Genomic DNA, 19,216 nt, shown 5'->3' on the forward strand with positions numbered 1-19,216 from the left:
ACCGTGCGCGAGCCCTACGGCACCGTGCGCGAGACGACGTAGATCATCGGGTAGTTCGGGTCGGCGGTGTTCACCACCACGTCCTGGGTGGGTGCCGGGTTCTTCTGCTTGTGCGTCAGTCCCGACCAGGTACCGGGTCCGCCGAACTTCCAGCCGGAGATCTTCTGGTCGCGGGTGCCGATGCTGATGCGGTCCTTCTCGAGGTCGTCCCGGTTGACGCCCATGCCTTCCAGGAAGCTGTCCAGTCCCGCGTTGTTGGTGCGGAACTGGACGTAGAGCCTGCTGGTCTTCCAGTTGTTCGTCTCGTAGTAGGCGATCGTGTCGGCCGGGTGCGGGACGGGCACCTGGTACAGGCGCCGCTGCACCTTGGACGGCCAGCCCTCGGAGAGGCCGGTCGCGGAGTACTTGGACTCCTTGTCCTTGCCGCTGTTGCGGCTCTGGTTGGCGGAGATCACCAGGTAGCCGGCGGGCACGCCGATGAGCAGGACGATGATCAGCAGGGTCAGTGCCCGGCGGCGCGCCTTGTGCCCCGGGGTCTCCGGCGGGCGCTTCGGTTCGTCCGGGGGCGCGGCCTGACGGGGCAGTGCAGCGGTCATGCGGTGTCCCGGGTTCGGCGGGCCTCCGCGAACCGCTCGTAGCGCTCGTGCCGCTCGACCCGGCGCCGCTTGGCGCGCCGGAAGCGGCGGGCGACCAGGCGGGCGAGGTCGGCGGCGCCGACCATGCCGGCCTCGGGGCCCAGCTGGGCGCGGGCGATCCGGGCCTCGGGGCGGTAGCCGCGGCCGGTGAGCTGGCGCTTGAACGCGTCCCGAGCGGGGCCGATCAGCAGGTCGTCGGCGGCGCTGACGCCACCGCCGATGACGAAGCAGGACGGGTCGAGGGCGGCGGCGAGGTTGGCGATGCCGACGCCGAGCCACTGGCCGATGTCCTGGAGCAGTTCGACGCACATCGCGTCGCCCTCGCGGGCCAGCTCGGTGATCATCGGGCCGGTGATCTCGCCGATGTTGCCCTTGACGTGCTCGATGATCCCGTAGGCCACCGGGGAGTCGGCCTGGGCCAGCTCCTTGGCCTCGCGGACCAGCGCGTTGCCGGAGCTGTACTGCTCCCAGCAGCCGCGGTTGCCGCACGCGCAGCGGTGGCCGCCGGGCACGACCTGCATGTGGCCGAACTCGCCGGCGACACCGAACTTGCCGCGCTTGACCTGGCCGTCCTCCAGGATGGCGCCGCCGATGCCGGTGCCGAGCGTGATCATGACCAGGTGGTCCTCGCCGCGGCCGGCGCCGAACCGCCACTCCGCCCAGGCGGCGGTGTTGGCGTCGTTGTCGACGAGGACCGGGACCGACAGGCGCCCGGAGAGGCGGTCGCGCAGGGGTTCGTTGCGCCAGGACAGGTGCGGGGCGAACAGCACGCGGTTGCGGTCGGCGTCGACCCAGCCGGCCGCGCCGATGCCGACGGCGTGCACGTCGTGCCGGTCGGACAGGTCGAGGACCAGCTCGACGATCGTGTCCTCGACGACCTTCGGGCTCTTCGACTTGTCCGGGGTCTCCGTGCGGAGCTTCTCCAGGATGTTGCCGTCGGCGTCCACCACGCCCGCCATGACCTTGGTGCCCCCGATGTCGATGCCGACGGTGGGGACCCGGGGGGCCGTCAGGTGGGACCGGCGTTCCCTGGTGCCGACCGTCCGCAGGACGGGGGCCCGGCGGGAGCCTATGGGGGCGGTGAGGTCGCGGTAGGTGCTCATCGGGCTCGATTCTGCCGCACGGGGAGGGGTGGCGCCGTTCGGGGGAGATAAGGAGCGGTTGCGTCGCCGTTGCCGGGTACGGGCCGTACCTGGGCTGTCGCGCGGTTCGCCGCCTCTTTCAGGGGCGTCGCAGCTCATGGCGTAGAGCGTCCAGGTCGCTTCCGCCCGCCATCTGACCGGTCAGTTCTTCCAGTGTGATCTCGTCACGTGTGTGGTTCCCCACCATGGCGCCCCTCCTCAGCAGCACGAACCGGTCCCCCACGAGATACGCGTGATGCGGGTTGTGGGTGATCAACACAACACCCAGGCCTTGGTCGCGTGCCGCAGCCACGTATTTCAGGACCACACCCGCCTGTTTCACTCCCAGTGCCGCCGTCGGCTCGTCCAGGATCAGGACCTTGGCGCCGAAGTGGACGGCGCGTGCGATCGCCACGCACTGGCGTTCGCCGCCCGACAGGGTGCCGATGGGCTGGTCGACGTCCCGCAGGTCGATGCCCATGCGGAGGAGTTCGGCGCGGGTGGTGCGGCGCATGTGGTCGACGTCGAGGCGCTTGAACGGGCCCTTGCGGGGCTCGGAGCCCAGGAAGAAGTTGCGCCACACCGGCATCAGCGGCACCACCGCGAGGTCCTGGTACACCGTGGCGATGCCCCGGTCCAGGGCCTCGCGCGGCGAGGTGAGGGTCGTCTCCTCGCCCTCGATGCGCAGGCTGCCGCCGTCGTGCCGGTGCAGCCCGGCGACGATCTTGATCAGGGTGGACTTGCCGGCCCCGTTGTCGCCGAGGACACAGGTGATCTCGCCCGCGCGGACCTCCAGGGAGACGCCGTCCAGGGCGCGCACGGTGCCGTAGTTCTTGCTGACGTCGGTCAGCTGTACGAGGGTCATGCGGTGGCCTCCGCGCGCTTGCGGACCCAGGTGTTGAGCAGGGTCGCGAGGAGCAGCATCGCTCCGAGGAAGAACTTGAACCAGTCGGGGTTCCACTCGGCGAAGACGATGCCCTTGCTGGTCATGCCGAAGATGAGCGCCCCGACCGCCGAGCCGACCGCGCTGCCGTGGCCGCCGGTGATCAGGCAGCCGCCGATGACGGCCGCGATGATGTAGATCAGCTCGTTGCCGACGCCCTCGCCGGACTGGACGGCGTCGTAGGAGAAGAGCAGGTGCTGGCCGGATATCCAGGCGCCGAGGGCGACGCCCATGTACAGGCCGATCTTGGTCCTGGCGACGGGGACGCCGACCGCGCGGGCCGCGTCCTGGTTGCCGCCGACCGCGAAGATCCAGTTGCCGGCGCGGGTGCGCAGCAGGATCCAGGAGGCGATCGCGACCAGGACGAGCCACCACAGGATCGTGATCTTGAAGTCGACCCCGCCGACGGTGAGCGTGGAGGCGAAGACCGCGCGGGCGGACGAGAAGCCCTCCATGTCGGCGATCGTCTTGGTGGAGACGGTGCCGTCGACCAGTTTGGTGAGGCCGAGGTTCGCGCCGGTGAGCATGAGGAAGGTGCCCAGGGTGACGATGAAGCTCGGGAGCCTGGTGCGGGTCAGCACGAAGCCGTTGAGGGCGCCGACGGCGAGGGTCACCAGGAGCGAGACCCCGACACCGACCCAGGTGTTCGCCGTCATCTGGTAGCTGAACATCGAGGAGACCAGCGCGGAGGACGTCACCAGGACACCCGCGGAGAGGTCGAACTCGCCGCCGATCATCAGCAGTGCGACCGGTACGGCCATGATCCCGATCGTCGAGGAGGCGTACAGGACCGTGCTGATGCTGGACGCGCGCAGGAAGCCGTCGGCGGCCACGGCGAAGAAGAGGAGGACGGCGAGCGCGCCGACGACCGAGCCCAGTTCCGGACGGGACAGGAGCTTCCGCAGCGGAGAGCTCCGCAGAATCGTTTCTTCATAGGTGTGGTCCGCGGCGGCGCTCATCGGGTGCCCCGCTCGGTGTACTTCGCCAGCGCGGCCGCCTGGTCCTTGGTGACGATCTGCGGGCCGGTGAGCACCGGCTGCCCGCCGCCGAGGACGTCCCCGTTGTACTTGTAGAGCCACAGCAGGTCGACCGCCTGGTAGCCCTGGAGGTAGGGCTGCTGGTCCACGGCGAAACCGAGGGTGCCGTCCGTCAGCTCGGCGGCGACCTTGGCGTTGAGGTCGAAGGTGTCGACCTCGGCCGTGCTGCCCGCGTCCGTCCTCGCCTGCACGGCGGTGTCGGCGTACGGCGCCCCCAGCGTGACGACCGCGTCGACCGACCGGTCGGCCTGGAGCTTCGCCTCGATCGAGGACTGCACGTCGGGCATGTTGGTGCCGTTGACGTAGAGGTTCTCGACCTCGCCTTGGAAGTTCTTCGCGACGCCCGCGCAGCGCTGCTCGTGGCCGACGTTGCCCTGCTCGTGCAGGACGCACAGGGCCTTCTTCCGTCCGCGCCGGTTCAGCTCGTCGCCCACCGCCTGGCCCGCGATGGTCTCGTCCTGGCCGATGTGCGCGAGGGCGCCGAAGGCCCTGGACTCCTCGGAGCCGGAGTTCACGGTGATCACCGGGATGCCGGCCTTCTCGGCGCGGGCCACCGCCGCCTTGAGGGCGTCCGGCTTGGCGAGGGTGACGATGATGCCGTCGACCTTCTTGTCGATGGCCGCGTCCACGAGCTGGGCCTGCTGCTGGGCCTCGTCGTCGTGCGAGTACAGGAAGTTGATGTTGTCCTTGCGGGCGGCCTGCTTCGCACCGCTCTGCACGATGTCCCAGAAGGTGTCGCCGTCTCCCGAGTGCGTGATCATCGCGAAGGTCCAGCGGGGGGTGTTCACCGCCGCCCGCCCCTGGGCCGCCGCCGCGCTGCGGGCGTCCTCCGCCCGCTTGCCGCCGGTACTGCTGCACCCGGCGAGGGTGACGCCGAGCGCCCCCGCCACCGCGATGCCCACCCAGGTCCGAAACCGTGCCACGAGGCCGTGCCCTTCTTGCCGTGCTCATACGTGCGAGAGGGGCGGGCGAAGCTCACCGTGGGTGACCACCGACGGCGACCTCGCCTGCCCCAAAAGCCTCAGTATCGAACATGGGGGCATCCCCGGCGTCGGCGGGCGGCACTCTGCGCTCACATTGTCCGGACATTGCTACTAACGGAGCGTCGGAACCGGGGGGCGGCCGGGACCCGCTCAGGAGCGCACGAGCAGCTGGAACTCGAAGGAGTAGCGGCTCGGCCGGTAGATGTGGTCGCCGAACTCGACGGCACGGCCGGTGTCGTCGTACGTGGTGCGCCGCATGGTGAGCAGCGGGGCGCCCTCCGGCTCGGCGAGCCGCTCGGCCTCGGCGCCCGTGGCACCGCGGGCGCCGATGGACTGGCGGGCGCTGTGCAGGGTGATCCCGGCGGCCCGCATCAGGCGGTAGAGGCCGGTCGCCTCCAGCTGTCCGGTGTCCAGGTCGAGCAGACCCGGCGGCAGGTAGTTGGTCAGGTACGCCATCGGCTCGCCGTGCGCCAGGCGCAGCCGCTCGATGCGGTGCACCTCGGTGCCCTCCGCCACCGACAGGGCGGCGGCGACCTCGGCGGACGCCGGGACGACCGCGTTGACCAGCACCTTCGTGGCGGGACGCTGGCCGGCCGACTCCAGGTCGTCGTAGAGGCTGCTGAGTTCCAGGGGGCGCTTGACCTGGCTGTGCACGACCTGGGTGCCGACGCCCCGCCGACGCACCAGCAGGCCCTTGTCGACGAGCGACTGGATCGCCTGGCGCACCGTCGGACGGGACAGGCCGAGCCGTGCCGCGAGCTCGATCTCGTTGCCCAGCAGGCTGCCGGGAGTGAGCGAGCCGTGCTCGATGGCCGCCTCCAGCTGCTGGGCCAGCTGGAAGTACAACGGCACCGGCGAGCTCCGGTCCACTCTCAGGTCGAGCGGCACGGTGGGGTCCACATCTGGTTTCGGCACGGGCCCGAGCGTATCCCCGTGGCGAGTTGACGGGAAGTTGTGTAGTCCGATTGTCCGGACATACGGATTGACAGCGCACCGGGTGCACCACCACCTTGTTCCCATGCGCATCGGGGTCATCGGTACGGGTCGCATCGGAACCATTCATGCGAACACCCTCAGCCGTCATCGCGAGGTCGGATCACTGATCCTCTCGGACGTGGATCCGGCACGGGCCCAGGATCTGGCGCACCGGCTCGGGGAGACCGCGGCGCCCGGGGCGGACGAGATCTTCCGGTGGGGCGTGGACGCGGTGGTGATCACCACCGCGACATCGGCGCACGCCGACCTGATCGGCCGGGCCGCGCGCTCGGGGCTCCCGGTCTTCTGCGAGAAGCCGATCGCCCTCGACCTGCCCGGCACGCTGCACGCCCTCGCCGAGGTGGAGAAGGCCGGGACGGTACTGCAGATGGGCTTCCAGCGGCGCTTCGACAAGGGCTACGTCGGTGCCCGGGAGGCCGTCCGCTCGGGCCGGCTCGGACGGCTGCACACGGTGCGGGCGCTGACCTCCGACCAGTCGCCGCCCCCGCCGGAGTGGCTGCCGCTGTCCGGCGGGCTGTTCCGGGACACGCTGATCCACGACTTCGACGTGCTGCGCTGGGTGACCGGTCGCGAGGTCGTGGACGTCTACGCGACCGGTTCGGACGCCGGGCCCGCCATGTTCCGCGAGGCCGGCGACGTGGACACCGGTGCGGCCCTGCTCACCCTGGACGACGGCATGCTCGCCACCGCCACCGCGACGCGGCTGAACGGCGCCGGGTACGACGTGCGGATGGAGCTGTCCGGGGAGCGGGACACCGTGGTGGTCGGGCTGGACGACCGTACGCCGGTGGCCTCCACCGAACCGACCGGGCCGCCGCCCGCGGACAAACCCTGGCCCGGCTTCCTGGAGCGGTTCGGCCCGGCCTATGAGGCCGAGCTGTGCTCCTTCGTCGACGTGGTGCGCGGCGGACTCGCCAACCCCTGCGACGGACGCGAGGCGCTCCAGGCGCTGCGGATCGCGGAGGCCTGCGAACTCTCCCGGCGCGAGCGCAGGCCGGTGGCGCTCGCGGAGATCCCGGACCGGCTGGGCTGACCGCGGCCGTCCCGGCCCTGCCGGGAACGACCGACCGACCGCTACCAGCGCACCGGGAGGTCGCGCACCCCCCTCATCAGAGTGCCCGGCAGCCACTCGCCGTGCGGGCCGTCCAGGGCCAGGTCCGGGGCGCGCTCCAGGAGGGACCGCAGAGCCGTGCGGCTCTCCAGGCGGGCCAGGGGCGCGCCCAGGCAGAAGTGGATGCCGTGCCCGAAGGCGAGGTGGCCGCGGTTGTCACGGCGGATGTCGAACCGGTCGGGCTCGGGAAAGCGGGCGCCGTCGCGGTCGGCGGCCGTGAGCCCGATCATCACCGGTTCGCCCTGGTCGATGGCGGTGCCGGCGATCTCCAGGGGCTCGGCGGCGAACCGGTACGTCGCGTTCTCCACCGGGCCCTCCCAGCGCAGGATCTCCTCGACCGCGCCGTCCAGCAGGCTCATGTCGGCGCGCAGGGCGGCGAGTTGGCCGGGGTGGGTGAGCAGGGCGAGGACGCCGTTGCCGATCAGGTTGACGGTGGTCTCGTGGCCGGCGATCAACAGCACGTAGGCCATGCCGCGCAGTTCCCCGAGGGAGAGCCGGTCGCCGTCCTCGGTGGTGGTGCGGATCAGGTCGCTGAGCAGGTCGCCGCTCGGGCCCGCGCACCGCTTGTCCTCGATGAGTTCCGCCAGATAGTCGGCGAGCTCGGCGAAGGCGTCGTACTCGCCGGTCGGACGGGCGGAGCCGACCACCTCGTTGGAGAGTTTCCGGAACCGGGCGCGGTCCAGCTCGGGGACGCCGAGCAGTTCGCTGATCACCGTGATCGGCAGTGGGTAGGCGAGGGCGTCCATGAGGTCGGCTCGGCCGCGGGGCAGCATCTCGTCGAGCAGACGGTCGGTGATCTCCTGGATCCGCGGCTCCAGTCCGGCCACCCGGCGAGCGGTGAACGCGCGCGTGATCAGGCCGCGCAGCCTGGTGTGCTGGGGCGGGTCGGCGGCCAGCAGGTGCTTGCCGATCCGCTCCTCGTCGAGGAACCTGAAGCCGATCTTCTCGGTGTCCTTGACCAGTCTGGGGTCGGCCAGCGCCGCGCGGGCCTCCGCGTACCCCACGACCAGCCAGGTGTCGTGGTACGCGTCGGTCAGCGGCCAGCGCACCCGGTGCACCGGACCGCGCTCGCGCAGCCGGGCGTACACCGTGTGCGGGTCGGTGCGAAGGCCGTCGCCGTACTCACCGAGGTCGGTCACCTGCATCCGGTACTCCCCCTTGGGTCCCCGAGGCCGTTCCTCACCCCGACAACGCCCGGGACGCCGCGCTGGTGCCCCTACTCCTCCAGGAGTCCCGCGTCGTAGGCGAGCAGTGCGACCTGGACGCGGTTGTTCAGGCCGAGCTTGGCCAGGATGCGGGAGACGTGGGTCTTGACGGTGGCGACGCTCATGAACAGGCCGACCGCGATCTCGGCGTTGGCGAGGCCGCGGCCGACCGCGACGGCGACCTCGCGCTCACGGTCGTTGAGGGCGGCGAGCCGGTCACGCGCGCGTGCCCGCCGGGTGTCGGCGGGGGTCCCGGCGGCGTGCCGCATCAGCTGACGGGTGACGGCGGGCGACAGGACGGGGTCACCGGCCGCGACCCGGCGCACCGCGGCCACGATCTCGGCGGGCGGGGTGTCCTTGAGGACGAATCCGGCGGCTCCCGCGCGCAGGGCGTGCAGCACCTGTTCGTCGGCGTGGAAGGTGGTCAGGACGACGACCTGCGGGGCGTCCGTCCGCGCGCGCAGCCGCTCGGTGGCGGTCAGCCCGTCCACGGTCGGCATGCGGATGTCCATCAGGACGACGTCCGGGTGGGTGCGGTCGACGAGTGCCTCGACCTCGTCGCCGTCGGCGCCCTCGCCGACGATCTCGATGTCACCGGCCCCGCCCATCATGAGGGACAGCCCCGCCCGCACCAGGGGGTCGTCGTCGACGAGGAGCAGTCTGATCGCGGTCATGGCTCCTACGAAAGCACGCGGGTACGACGTCTCGTGGCCGTTCGGCCGGCCGGCGGGGTCGCTCAGGCGGCGGCCCACGGCAGCCAGGCGCGCACCTCGAAGCCTCCGTCGCCGGTGGCCCGGTGCTCCAGCCGTCCGCCGGCCAGCGTCGCGCGTTCGGTCAGGCCGATCAGGCCCTGGCCCGAACCGGGGACGTGCGGCGCCTCGGACTCCGGGGCGGGGTTGCGCACGGTGATGTCCAGGCCGTCGCCGGGGGCACCGGTGACGCGCACGGTGACCTCGGCGCCCGGGGCGTGCTTGCGGGCGTTGGTGAGGCCTTCCTGGGCGATCCGGTAGGCGGTGCGGCCCACGGAGGCGGGCACGGCCGACGGGTCGCCGACGTGCCGGTCGAGGGTGACCTTCATGCCCGCCTGGCGGGACTCGCCGACCAGGGCGTCGAGCGCGGCCAGGGTGGGCTGCGGACGGCCGCCCGCCTCGTCGCCCTCGGCGGCCCGCAGCACGCCGATGATCTCGCGCAGGTCCTGGAGGGCCTCGTGGGCGCTCTCCCGGATCACTCCGGCCGCGCGGGCTATCTCCTCCCGGGGCGCGTCGGGACGGAACTCGAGGGCGCCGGCGTGCACGCTGAGCAGGGTCAGCCGGTGGGCGAGGACGTCGTGCATCTCGCGGGCGATGGCCTCCCTGGCCAGCCGCTGGGCCCGCTCGGCGCGCAGCCCGGCCTCGGTCTCGGCGCGCCGGGCCCTCTCGCGCAGGCTGACCATCAGCTGCCGCTTTGAGCGGACGAACAGGGCGAGGCTGGTGACCAGGAGGACGAAGAGCGTCACCAGGGCGACGACGGCCAGGTAGGGCAGGTCGGGGTCGGGGCGCAGCCAGTAGAAGAACGGAACGGTCGCGAGGTTGGCGCCGACGATCCAGGCGCCGTACCGGAACGGGCGGTGCACGACCACCGTGAACAGGGCGACCATGGCGGCGCCGCCCGCGGTGTCGGAGACCAGGCTGACCGGGATCATCGCGATCGCGAGCCCTGTCGGCCAGCGGCGGCGCAGCCAGACCGCGGCGCAGGCCAGCCCGCCGACCAGCTGGTCGGTGACGGCGAGACCGTGCGGGACGTGCGGGTCCTGCCACACCGTCTTGGCGGCGGTCACGCCCAGCAGGACCGCGAGCACGAAGCAGCTGAAGTCGACGAGCCAGTCGCGCGCGGTGCGCCGGGGCCGCCGGTCGGCCGGGCCGGCATCGGGGTCGAGTTCATGGATCACGGCGGACGGGAAGAGCCACCGCCGCCCCTCGAACGTACGTACCGACATGTCACTGCTCACGGTCGACAAATCTACGCAGGTCCGCACCGCGCCACCTCCCCGCGCGGCGGATCGTCGACCAAAGTTCGGCCCGCGTGGACTTCGGTCGCGCCACGCGCGCGTCGGCGCGGACTTCCGGCGGGCAGGACCCACCCCGCGGCCGATGGCGTGGGGGGAGGCGGCGGGGCGAGAGTCGTGCCGTGAAACAGGTGCTGGAAGTGTTCGGCTTCGTCGCTCTGGTGCAGGGTGCGCTGGGCCTGCTGCACGAGTTCACCCACTGGCACGTGGGTCTCCTGCGACGGCTCGGATTCCTCGACGGCTACGGCGTCTACGCGAGCGTCGCCCTGCTCGTGCTGGCGTTCGCGCTGTTCGCCCTCGCGGAGAGCCGGAAGCCCGGCTGAACGCGACCGGCCCGCCCGGCCGGGCCGGCGGGCCGCGGAGGCCGTCCGGCGGCCACAGCCGCGGACGCCCTCCGGCACATTCGACGAATAAAGCGGCCGGCACCCGAGATTTCCTGAGGACCGAGCCTAAGGGCTGTCCCGTAATCCCCGGTGGGTCGGCGCACGGCGTCGGATGCGGTGCATCGCAAGGCGGAGGGTCGTCCTCATACTGGGCGTATTCGGGCGACCCCGACAACGCCGCGAGGTGCCGTAGCTGTCGTCGTGCGCCCGCCGGGGATTACGGGACAGCCCTTAGAGAAACGGCGTCCTACGGAAGCGGAGCAAGGCAGAGGGTGAAGCTTTCCCGGCCTCCGTATTCGGCGTATTCGGAATAGACCGTGCGGTCGCAGTGGGCGTCACTGCCCTCGTGCCGCTCGGCGACCTTGAACTGGGCCTCGGCCGAACCGCAGTCGACGACATTGGCTTCAGGAGCGTTTTCCGTGCCGCCGATGTGCATGCAGGCGCCGACTTCCGCGGTGTCCGCACTGTCGTCCAGTTCCGCGCCGAGGGCGACGGCACCGACGATGAGGAACGGCGCGAGGACACCTATCGCCCCGGCGCGTCTTATGACCGGTTTGCCAGGGTCGAGCGGCGGTCGCATTCCGTTGGCCGGAGGCGTCATCCGGCCGAAACGGACACGTGCGACAAGGTTGATGACCAGGGTGATCGGAGCGATGACGAGAGAGGCGATGCCCCACCACCCCTGCCACAGTGTCTTGGTGGTCATCTCACGGTGCACGGCGATGCCGCAGGTACGGCAGAAGAGCCCCCGCACCTTGAGGAACCGCATGATGATCACCATGCCCTGATGCCCTCGGACCGTGGTCTTCAGCGTCGGCGTCCCGCCGCAGAATTGGCAGCCCTGCGGATTCGGAAGGGGCGCGGGAGCGGGTTGAGCCGCCGGAACCGGATACGGTTCGATGTTCTGCTGCGGCGTCGCCAAGATTTTCCCCCCCCGGGAAATGAAATCGAATGCGCGTGGAAGCTGAAGTGCAGAGCGGCGAACCGACTCGAATACCCCGGCCGACGACTGCCGAACCGACCTCGCTCCGCGCATAACCTGCTGTTCGCTGCGCAACTATACCGGTCCGATCAACCCGGGGAACCCGGGAAGCCGCGGCGCCAAAGCGGGCCGCGGAATGCCGTGCGCTGGGCTTTTTCTCCCGAATGCGTGGGGTGTGCCGAGCGAAAACCGGGAGTGGGGGTCGATGACCGGTGGAACCCGGCCTCCCGGCAGCGTGCGTCACCGCGGGCGGGGTCGGGCGCACCGCGGTGCCGTCGCGGACGCCGGCTTCAGGGGGTCGGTCCGGGGACCGCGGCCGTCACCCCGTGTGGGTCGAGAACAGTCCGCCGGTCGGGCCCTGCTTGTCGCCGCCCTGGGCCTTCTTCAACGCGTTGGCGAGGCTCTCGATGGTGAGGGACTGCAGGATCACCCGGCCGTTGCCCTCCAGGGTGGCCAGGGAGAGGCCCTCACCGCCGAAGACCGCGTTCATGAGGCCCTGGCGGTTGAGGCCGCCGACGCGCTGGACGCCGTACTGGATGCCCTCCTCGAAGGCGACGACGCAGCCCGTGTCGACCTCGATGCGGCCGCCGAAGTCGGCGGGGTTGAGGTCGATGAAATTGCCGGCGCCGGCGATGATCACGGTGCCGTGACCCGTGAACTTCTCCAGGATGAAGCCCTCGCCGCCGCTCATGCCGGTGCGCCCGCCCTGGAAGGCGATGCCGAACTCGACGGTGGACTCGGCGGCCACGAAGGCGTCCTTCTCGGCGAACCACGCGCGCGTGCCGTTCAGCTCCAGGGCGCGCATCTCGCCGGGCAGCACGCCCGCGAAGCCGACGGTGCCCTCACCGCCCTGCGCGCTGAAGTACTGGAAGGCCAGCGACTCGCCGGCGAGCATGCGCTGGCCGACCTGCATGGCCGTGCCCATGGCCTGGCGCAGCATGCCGCCCATGCCACCGCCACCGCCACCACCCTGCGACTGTCCGCCACCGGAGCCGCCGAGGCGGGTCTCCATGGTCACGTTCGTGGTCTTGAACAGGAACTTTCCGGCTTCACAGTAGACGGTCTGGCCGGGGTGCAGGTTGACGACCGCCATCTGCATGGCGTTGCCGACGATTTCTTGCTGAAGGGTCACGGCAGAACAACGTAGCCGACGGTCCACCGGTTCCCCGTGCCCGCCCTCCCGTGCCGGGGAGGCGGGCACGGGAGGGCGGGCACGGGGCGTCAGGACAGTTCGCGGTGGCGTGCGGCCAGGTCCGCCGCACCCGTCCCGGTCGGCGTTCCGAACAGCCGCAGGCGGGAGATCCCGCCGTCCGGGAAGATGTCCACGCGCGCGTGCGTGCCCACGGCCGGGGCGGCCGGCACGAAACGGTGGTTCGTGTCCGGCTGGAGGCGGGTGCGCGGGAGGACCTCCCGCCAGTCGCCGTCCTCGCCGTCCCGCACCGACACCGACGCCCAGCCCGCGCTGTTGCCCTTGAGGTACGCCGTGTCGATCTCGACCGCCCGGATCTGGGACTGGGCCGCCAGCCGGTAGCGGATCCAGTCGTTGCCCCGGTCGCGGCGCCGGCGCGTCTCCCAGCCGTCGTCCATCTTGCGGGAGCGTCCGGGCTGGATGGTGTTGGTGGCCGGCGAGTAGAAGCGGTCGGAGGCGTCCTCGACCCGGCCGCCGTTCTCCAGGGCGAGCACGTCGAAGGTGCCGAGCACGGCGAGCCACTCGGGGTCCGGGACGACCTCGCCGTACACACGCAGCCGGGCGATGCCCCCGTCGGGGTGCTGGTTGACGCGGAGGTGGGTGAAACGCTGTTCGACGGAGACGGCGAAGCCGTTCGCCGCGTGGCCGCCCACGGGTGTGCGCGGCACCAGCGTCGTCCATTTCACGTCGTCGCCGAGGAGTTCGGCGGGGGACGGCGAGCCGGGCGCCGACGTGCCCTCGACCGACACCGCCTGCGGATAGTTGCCGCGGAAGTGCGCCGTGTCGACGACGATCCCGCGGACGACGCCGGGAGCGCCGAGCCGGACCAGCGCCCAGTCGTGGTCCTCGGCCGCCGGCCAGGGGTGCCCGGCCGAGGTTCCGCGGCGGCGGCGGGTCTCCCAGCCGTCCATGATCTTGCCCTTGTGCCCGAAGTGCTCGGGGTCGAACTCGGCCCGTCCCGCCAGCAGCAGGTTCTCCCGCTGGGCGAAGAACTCGTCGTTGGCGGCGACGACCCCGGCGCCGAGCTGCCGGTCGGCGAGGTTGGCGTACCGGGTGAAGGGGAGGTCCGCGGTGCGGTAGTCGGCGTACGGGTCGCCGCCGGAGTAGGGGTGCGCGTCGCCGGTGAAGGTCGGGATCGCCGTCAAAGAAGGTCGTCCTCTCGGGTGTCGGCCGCTGCGGGTGCGGAACGGGCGGCGTCAGGGAGTGCGGGTCAGCAGGCGTCCCCTGGGGGCGGTGAACACGCCGTCCGCGACGATGCGTTCACCGCGCAGCCAGGTGGACCTCACGACGCCGTACAGGGTTCTGCCCGCGTACGCGGTGACCCGGTTGCGGTGCTGGAGGCCCGCCGGGTCCACGGTGAAGGTCCCGTCGGGCGCGAGGACCGCGAAGTCCGCGTCCCGGCCCGGTGCGATGGCGCCCTTGCGGTCGTCGAGGCCGACGAGCGCGGCCGTGCGGGCGGACATCCAGCGGACCACGTCCTCCAGGCCGTGGCCGCGGTCGCGGGCCGCGGTCCACACGGCGGGCAGGCTGAGCTGGAGACCCGAGATGCCGCCCCAGGCGGTCGCGAAGTCGGCGGTCTTCAGGTCGGCGGTCGAGGGCGAGTGGTCGGTGACCACGCAGTCGATGGTGCCGTCGGCCAGCGCCTGCCAGAGCAGGTCCTGGTTGGCCGCCTCCCGGATGGGCGGGCAGCACTTGAACTCGCTCGCGCCGTCCGGGACTTCCTCGGCGGTGAGGGTGAGGTAGTGCGGGCAGGTCTCGACGGTGATCCGGACACCGTCCCGTTTGGCCTCGGCGATCAGCGGCAGCGCGTCCGAGGAGGACAGGTGCAGCACGTGCACGCGCGCGTCGAGGCGTTTCGCCTGGGCGATGAGCTGCGCGATCGCCGTGTCCTCCGCGTCGCGCGGACGGGAGGCCAGGAAGTCGGCGTACCGGGGACCGCCGTGCTGCGGGGCGGCGGCAAGGTGGTGCGGGTCCTCGGCGTGCACGATCAGCAGGCCGCCGAAGGAGGTGATCTCCGCCAGGGACCGGGCGAGCTGCTCCTGGTCGAGGTGCGGGAACTCGTCCACGCCGGACGGTGACAGGAACGCCTTGAAGCCGAAGACCCCGGCCTCGTGCAGCGGGCGCAGGTCCTTGACGTTGCCGGGCAGCGCGCCGCCCCAGAAACCGACGTCCATGTGCGCCTTGTCGGCGGCGACCTCCCGCTTGACGCGGAGGTGGTCGGCGGTCGTGGTGGGCGGGAGGGAGTTGAGCGGCATGTCGACGAGGGTGGTGATGCCGCCGGCCGCCGCCGCGCGCGTGGCGGTCCAGAAGCCCTCCCAGTCGGTGCGGCCCGGGTCGTTCACGTGGACGTGGGTGTCGACCAGGCCGGGCATGAGCACGTCGTCGCCGAGGTCCTCGATGCGGGCGGCCGCCGGGACCGGGGTGTCGTGGGGCAGTACGGCCGTGATGGTCCCGGCGGACACGGCGACCGCGGCGGCCCGTGTCCCCTCGGGGGTGATGACGCGCGTCGAGCGCAGCACCAGTTCAGCGTCGGACACCCGGACCCCTCTCTCTGCCGCAGTCCTGCTTCCGGGAACGGGATCTACCCGCATGTAACGGAATTCAACGTTCTGTTGAAGGAGTCTTCACCCCCGCCTCCGCGCCGTCAAGGGCACACTGCTTCCCGAGGCGACACCGGCACACACTCTGGACGTTTCCACAAAGTGAAATTACAATTCCGCCAGGCAGAACGTAGCTACGCACGAACAGGTCGTCGACCGGCCGCCGGGTAGGCTTCTGCTCTTCCGCCCGGCCCGAGAAGGCGGCCACGAAAGGAACGCGCCGTGCCGACGTCCAGCGCCAGCACCCCCGATTCCGCCAAGTCCGGCACGGGCGGGGTCCAGTCCCTGGAACGCGCCTTCGATCTGCTGGAGCGGATGGCGGACGCGGGTGGCGAGGTCGGACTGAGCGAGCTGTCCGCGAGCAGCGGGCTGCCGCTGCCGACGATCCACCGGCTGATGCGCACCCTGGTCGTCTGCGGCTACGTGCGCCAGCAGCCCAACCGGCGGTACGCGCTCGGGCCCCGGCTGATCCGGCTCGGGGAGTCGGCCTCCCGGCTGCTGGGCACCTGGGCCCGGCCGTACCTCGCCCGGCTGGTCGAGGAGACCGGCGAGACGGCGAACATGGCGCTGCTCGACGGGGACGAGATCGTGTACGTGGCACAGGTGCCGTCCAAGCACTCGATGCGGATGTTCACCGAGGTGGGCCGGCGGGTGCTGCCGCACTCCACCGGGGTGGGCAAGGCGCTGCTGGCGAGCGTGCCGGACGCCGAGGTCCGGTCGCTGCTGTCCCGGACCGGGATGCCGGCGGCCACCGAGCGGACGATCACCACCGCGGAGGGGTTCCTGAACGCCCTCGCGGAGGTGCGGCGGCTCGGGTACGCCGTGGACGACAGCGAGCAGGAGGTCGGGGTGCGGTGCCTGGCGGTGTCCGTGCCGGACTCGCCCACCGCCGCGGCCATCTCGATCTCCGGGCCCGCGGGCCGGGTCACCGAGGCCGCGACCGAGAAGATCGTGCCGGTGCTCCAGCAGGTGGCCGTCGAGTTGTCCCAGGCGTTGGCCAGTTCAGGAGCCTGAGGGACGGAACGGCCGCGCCCCGGTGGGGTGTCGGCCGCGCCCGGGCGGCGAACCCGGGTACGGGCACACCCCCAGGCCCTCGCCGGCGCTCAGCGTCCCGGCGTCTCCCCGAACAGGTCGACCGCCGCACGCACGTCCGAAAGCCCCCGGGACAGCGCGCTCACGGATCCGATGGCTCCCGCGATCAGTAACAGGGAGCGGCGCAGGCGGGGGATCTCCGGCAGGCCTCCGGTCGCCATCGCCGCGAGGGCGGCAAGCTCGTCCTCGGCTATCGCGCGGTCGGTGAACTCGGCCGGATGCGCGGCCAGTTCGCGGCGCAGCCGGGAGACCGCCGTGCGTAGCCCGGTAACCCTCGGATCCTCGTCACTGCCGGTCACTGGTCTCTGCCCCAAGCTCTGCAACACAGCCCTCCCCCTCTCGCCCGTCGCCCCATGACGGTGGTCGGGCGCCTGGGGACGCGGGTCAGTAAACGCCCTCCCCGGCGCGACGCGCTACAGCGCGGACCGAAATTCAGCCCTGCGGGACCGGCCGTCCGTCCCGGCGTCGGGTATGCAGGACGCATGACGGACACGGATCACCGGATCGCCGGGCTGCTGCTCGCCGCGGGCGGCGGCAGACGGCTCGGCGGACGCCCCAAGGCACTGCTCACCCATCGCGGACGCCCGCTGGTGGAGTACGCGGTCGGGGTACTGCGCGCGGGCGGCTGCGGGTCCGTGCACGTGGTTCTGGGGGCCCGCGCGGACGACGTGCGGGAGCTGGCCCGGCTGGAGGGCTGCTTGGTCGTGGAGAACCCGGACTGGGCCGAGGGGATGGGGTCCTCGCTGCGGGCGGGGCTGGCCTCGCTGGCCGGGACGGGGGCGCGGGCCGCGCTGGTGTCGTTGGTGGACCAGCCGGGGATCGGGGGCGAGGCGGTGGCTCGGGTGCTGGGCGGCTACCGGGACGAGGACTCGCTGGTGGCGGCCTCCTACGACGGGGTACGCGGCCATCCCGTGCTGTTCGGGGCCCGGCACTGGCCGGGGATCGCGGCGGCCGCGACCGGCGACCGGGGCGCCCGCGCCTATCTCGGGGCGCACCGGGCCGCCGTCACGCTGGTCGAGTGCGGGGACGTGGCCGAGCCGTTCGACATCGACACGGAAGCGGATCTGGGCCACCTTGAGTGAACGGGGTGGCACCGAGCGCCACCTTGGCTCGACCCGGAGAATCTCGATATCAACAAACCATTGAACTTCCACGATGAGGAAACTAGTATCCACTGTTCAGAAGCGTCCGACCGCTGATCGGGCGTGCTCCGCTCCACCCGGAACGACTGGCACCCGGTGCCACCGCTGAAGGAAGTGACCGCTCATGTCCGCAGCAGCGCCGTCTCCGCCGGCCATCGTCGACGCCGAGCCCCTGCCCCGCCAGGAGGAGGTGCTCACCGACGCGGCGCTCGCGTTCGTCGCGGAACTGCACCGGCGGTTCTCGCCGCGCCGCGCCGAACTCCTCGCCCGCCGGGCCGCACGCCGGGCCGAGATCGCCCGCACCTCCACGCTCGACTTCCTCCCGGAGACCGCCGCGATCCGCGCCGACGACTCCTGGCGGGTGGCCCCCTCCCCCGCCGCGCTCGACGACCGGCGGGTCGAGATCACCGGCCCCACCGACCGCAAGATGACCATCAACGCCCTCAACTCGGGCGCCCGGGTATGGCTCGCGGACTTCGAGGACGCCTCCGCCCCGACCTGGGAGAACGTCGTCCTGGGCCAACTGAACCTGATCGACGCCTACACCCGGAACATCGACTTCACGGACCCGGCGAGCGGCAAGTCGTACGCCCTGCGCCCGGACGAGGAGCTCGCGACGGTCGTCGTGCGGCCGCGCGGCTGGCACCTGGACGAGCGGCACGTCGAGGTCGACGGTGAGCAGGTGCCCGGCGCCTTCGTCGACTTCGGGCTCTACTTCTTCCACAACGCGCGACGGCTGCTCGACCTCGGCAAGGGCCCCTACTTCTACCTGCCGAAGACCGAGTCGCACCTCGAAGCCCGGCTGTGGAACGACGTGTTCGTCTTCGCGCAGGACCACGTCGGCATCCCGCAGGGCACCGTCCGCGCGACCGTGCTGATCGAGACGATCACGGCCGCGTACGAGATGGAGGAGATCCTCTACGAACTCCGCGACCACGCCTCGGGACTGAACGCCGGCCGCTGGGACTACCTGTTCTCCATCGTCAAGAACTTCCGGGACGGCGGGCCCCGGTTCGTCCTGCCGGACCGCAACGCCGTGACGATGACCGCCCCGTTCATGCGGGCGTACACCGAACTCCTCGTCCGCACCTGCCACAAGCGCGGCGCGCACGCGATCGGCGGCATGGCCGCCTTCATCCCCTCCCGGCGGGACCCCGAGGTCAACAAGGTGGCCTTCGAGAAGGTCCGCGCCGACAAGGACCGCGAGGCGGACGACGGTTTCGACGGCTCCTGGGTCGCCCACCCCGACCTGGTCCCGATCGCCATGGAGTCCTTCGACCGGGTCCTCGGCGACCGGCCCAACCAGAAGGACCGGCTGCGCGAGGAGGTCCACGTCGAGGCCGCCGACCTGATCGCGGTCGACTCGCTGGACGCCCGGCCGACGTATCCCGGTCTGGTCAACGCCGTCCAGGTGGGCATCCGTTACATCGAGGCCTGGCTGCGCGGCCTGGGCGCGGTGGCCATCTTCAACCTGATGGAGGACGCGGCCACCGCGGAGATCTCGCGCTCGCAGATCTGGCAGTGGATCAACGCGGGCGTCGAGTTCGAGAACGGCGAGAAGGCGACCCCGGAGCTGGCCCGCAAGATCGCCGCCGAGGAACTCGACGGCATCCGGAAGGAGATCGGCGAGCAGGCCTTCGCGGCCGGCCACTGGCAGCAGGCCCACGACCTGCTGCTCACCGTCGCCCTGGACGACGACTACGCGGACTTCCTGACGCTGCCCGCCTACCGGCAGCTGCGGGGCTGACCCGGC

19 protein-coding genes are annotated in these 19,216 nt (G+C 71.6%); 5 read left to right on the forward strand and 14 right to left on the reverse strand.

The window, feature by feature from the left end; all coding sequences use genetic code 11:
* Positions 1 to 14 precede the first annotated feature (14 nt).
* The 6 genes from ACFY3I_RS02895 to ACFY3I_RS02920 all read right to left on the reverse strand — a co-directional run bounded on the left by ACFY3I_RS02895 (position 15) and on the right by ACFY3I_RS02920 (position 5,607).
* Positions 15 to 596 (reverse strand): sugar kinase, encoded by a 582-nt coding sequence (locus ACFY3I_RS02895; protein WP_365295139.1) that lies wholly within the window; start codon positions 594 to 596, stop codon positions 15 to 17.
* On the reverse strand, positions 593 to 1,738 hold the full coding sequence (locus ACFY3I_RS02900; protein WP_365295141.1) for an ROK family glucokinase: 1,146 nt from the start codon (positions 1,736 to 1,738) through the stop codon (positions 593 to 595). The genes ACFY3I_RS02895 and ACFY3I_RS02900 overlap by 4 nt, the downstream gene beginning before the upstream one ends.
* Before the next feature lie 118 nt (positions 1,739 to 1,856).
* On the reverse strand, positions 1,857 to 2,621 hold the full coding sequence (locus tag ACFY3I_RS02905; protein WP_365295142.1) for an ATP-binding cassette domain-containing protein: 765 nt from the start codon (positions 2,619 to 2,621) through the stop codon (positions 1,857 to 1,859).
* Complete coding sequence (locus tag ACFY3I_RS02910) at positions 2,618 to 3,658, reverse strand: ABC transporter permease (protein ID WP_390859040.1); 1,041 nt, start codon at positions 3,656 to 3,658, stop codon at positions 2,618 to 2,620. The genes ACFY3I_RS02905 and ACFY3I_RS02910 overlap by 4 nt, the downstream gene beginning before the upstream one ends.
* The gene (locus ACFY3I_RS02915) at positions 3,655 to 4,659 is read right to left on the reverse strand and encodes a sugar ABC transporter substrate-binding protein (RefSeq protein ID WP_390859041.1); all 1,005 of its coding nucleotides are present in this window, start codon (positions 4,657 to 4,659) and stop codon (positions 3,655 to 3,657) included. Before ACFY3I_RS02915 ends, ACFY3I_RS02910 begins: the two co-directional genes overlap by 4 nt.
* 210 nt (positions 4,660 to 4,869) lie before the next feature.
* Positions 4,870 to 5,607, reverse strand: a complete 738-nt coding sequence (locus ACFY3I_RS02920; RefSeq protein WP_390859418.1) for a GntR family transcriptional regulator — start codon at positions 5,605 to 5,607, stop codon at positions 4,870 to 4,872.
* 130 nt (positions 5,608 to 5,737) lie between these two features.
* Here ACFY3I_RS02920 and ACFY3I_RS02925 point away from each other — a divergent pair, with 130 nt between their 5' ends.
* Positions 5,738 to 6,748 carry a Gfo/Idh/MocA family oxidoreductase gene (locus ACFY3I_RS02925; RefSeq protein WP_365295147.1) on the forward strand — a complete coding sequence of 337 codons (1,011 nt, stop codon included), beginning with the start codon at positions 5,738 to 5,740 and terminating at the stop codon, positions 6,746 to 6,748.
* Positions 6,749 to 6,789: 41 nt separating this feature from the next.
* Here the strand turns inward: ACFY3I_RS02925 and ACFY3I_RS02930 are convergent, their stop codons facing one another.
* The 3 genes from ACFY3I_RS02930 to ACFY3I_RS02940 all read right to left on the reverse strand — a co-directional run bounded on the left by ACFY3I_RS02930 (position 6,790) and on the right by ACFY3I_RS02940 (position 10,006).
* Positions 6,790 to 7,971: a cytochrome P450 gene (locus ACFY3I_RS02930; protein ID WP_390859042.1), complete on the reverse strand. Its 1,182-nt coding sequence runs from the start codon at positions 7,969 to 7,971 to the stop codon at positions 6,790 to 6,792.
* A 71-nt stretch (positions 7,972 to 8,042) separates the two neighbouring features.
* Positions 8,043 to 8,705 carry a response regulator transcription factor gene (locus ACFY3I_RS02935; RefSeq protein WP_365295150.1) on the reverse strand — a complete coding sequence of 221 codons (663 nt, stop codon included), beginning with the start codon at positions 8,703 to 8,705 and terminating at the stop codon, positions 8,043 to 8,045.
* A gap of 62 nt (positions 8,706 to 8,767) precedes the next feature.
* The gene (locus ACFY3I_RS02940) at positions 8,768 to 10,006 is read right to left on the reverse strand and encodes a sensor histidine kinase (protein ID WP_390859419.1); all 1,239 of its coding nucleotides are present in this window, start codon (positions 10,004 to 10,006) and stop codon (positions 8,768 to 8,770) included.
* 191 nt (positions 10,007 to 10,197) lie between these two features.
* Here ACFY3I_RS02940 and ACFY3I_RS02945 point away from each other — a divergent pair, with 191 nt between their 5' ends.
* Positions 10,198 to 10,398: a hypothetical protein gene (locus ACFY3I_RS02945; protein WP_390859043.1), complete on the forward strand. Its 201-nt coding sequence runs from the start codon at positions 10,198 to 10,200 to the stop codon at positions 10,396 to 10,398.
* A gap of 307 nt (positions 10,399 to 10,705) precedes the next feature.
* On the opposite strand, the gene ACFY3I_RS02950 is transcribed toward ACFY3I_RS02945, so the two are convergent.
* From ACFY3I_RS02950 to allB, 4 genes are all read right to left on the reverse strand, one after another.
* The gene (locus ACFY3I_RS02950; protein ID WP_390859044.1) at positions 10,706 to 11,380 is read right to left on the reverse strand and encodes a hypothetical protein; all 675 of its coding nucleotides are present in this window, start codon (positions 11,378 to 11,380) and stop codon (positions 10,706 to 10,708) included.
* 379 nt (positions 11,381 to 11,759) lie between these two features.
* Positions 11,760 to 12,572, reverse strand: coding sequence for an AIM24 family protein (locus ACFY3I_RS02955; RefSeq protein ID WP_390859045.1), 813 nt, complete (start codon positions 12,570 to 12,572; stop codon positions 11,760 to 11,762).
* An 89-nt stretch (positions 12,573 to 12,661) separates the two neighbouring features.
* The gene (gene alc, locus ACFY3I_RS02960; RefSeq protein WP_390859046.1) at positions 12,662 to 13,774 is read right to left on the reverse strand and encodes an allantoicase; all 1,113 of its coding nucleotides are present in this window, start codon (positions 13,772 to 13,774) and stop codon (positions 12,662 to 12,664) included.
* Positions 13,775 to 13,825: 51 nt separating this feature from the next.
* Positions 13,826 to 15,166 (reverse strand): allantoinase AllB, encoded by a 1,341-nt coding sequence (gene allB / locus ACFY3I_RS02965; RefSeq protein ID WP_390859047.1) that lies wholly within the window; start codon positions 15,164 to 15,166, stop codon positions 13,826 to 13,828.
* A gap of 285 nt (positions 15,167 to 15,451) precedes the next feature.
* Between allB and ACFY3I_RS02970 the strand changes: the two genes are divergently transcribed.
* Positions 15,452 to 16,243, forward strand: coding sequence for an IclR family transcriptional regulator (locus ACFY3I_RS02970; RefSeq protein WP_365295159.1), 792 nt, complete (start codon positions 15,452 to 15,454; stop codon positions 16,241 to 16,243).
* 89 nt (positions 16,244 to 16,332) lie between these two features.
* On the opposite strand, the gene ACFY3I_RS02975 is transcribed toward ACFY3I_RS02970, so the two are convergent.
* Complete coding sequence (locus ACFY3I_RS02975; RefSeq protein ID WP_365295161.1) at positions 16,333 to 16,647, reverse strand: DUF5955 family protein; 315 nt, start codon at positions 16,645 to 16,647, stop codon at positions 16,333 to 16,335.
* A 156-nt stretch (positions 16,648 to 16,803) separates the two neighbouring features.
* On the opposite strand from ACFY3I_RS02975, the gene ACFY3I_RS02980 reads away from it, so the two are divergent.
* Both ACFY3I_RS02980 and aceB read left to right on the forward strand, forming a co-directional pair.
* The gene (locus tag ACFY3I_RS02980; protein WP_390859048.1) at positions 16,804 to 17,403 is read left to right on the forward strand and encodes an NTP transferase domain-containing protein; all 600 of its coding nucleotides are present in this window, start codon (positions 16,804 to 16,806) and stop codon (positions 17,401 to 17,403) included.
* Positions 17,404 to 17,587: 184 nt separating this feature from the next.
* Positions 17,588 to 19,210 (forward strand): malate synthase A, encoded by a 1,623-nt coding sequence (gene aceB, locus ACFY3I_RS02985; protein ID WP_390859049.1) that lies wholly within the window; start codon positions 17,588 to 17,590, stop codon positions 19,208 to 19,210.
* Positions 19,211 to 19,216: the final 6 nt, after the last annotated feature.

Origin of the sequence: Streptomyces sp. NPDC001068, assembly GCF_042897315.1 — a bacterium.
In the GTDB taxonomy this organism is placed as follows: domain Bacteria; phylum Actinomycetota; class Actinomycetes; order Streptomycetales; family Streptomycetaceae; genus Streptomyces.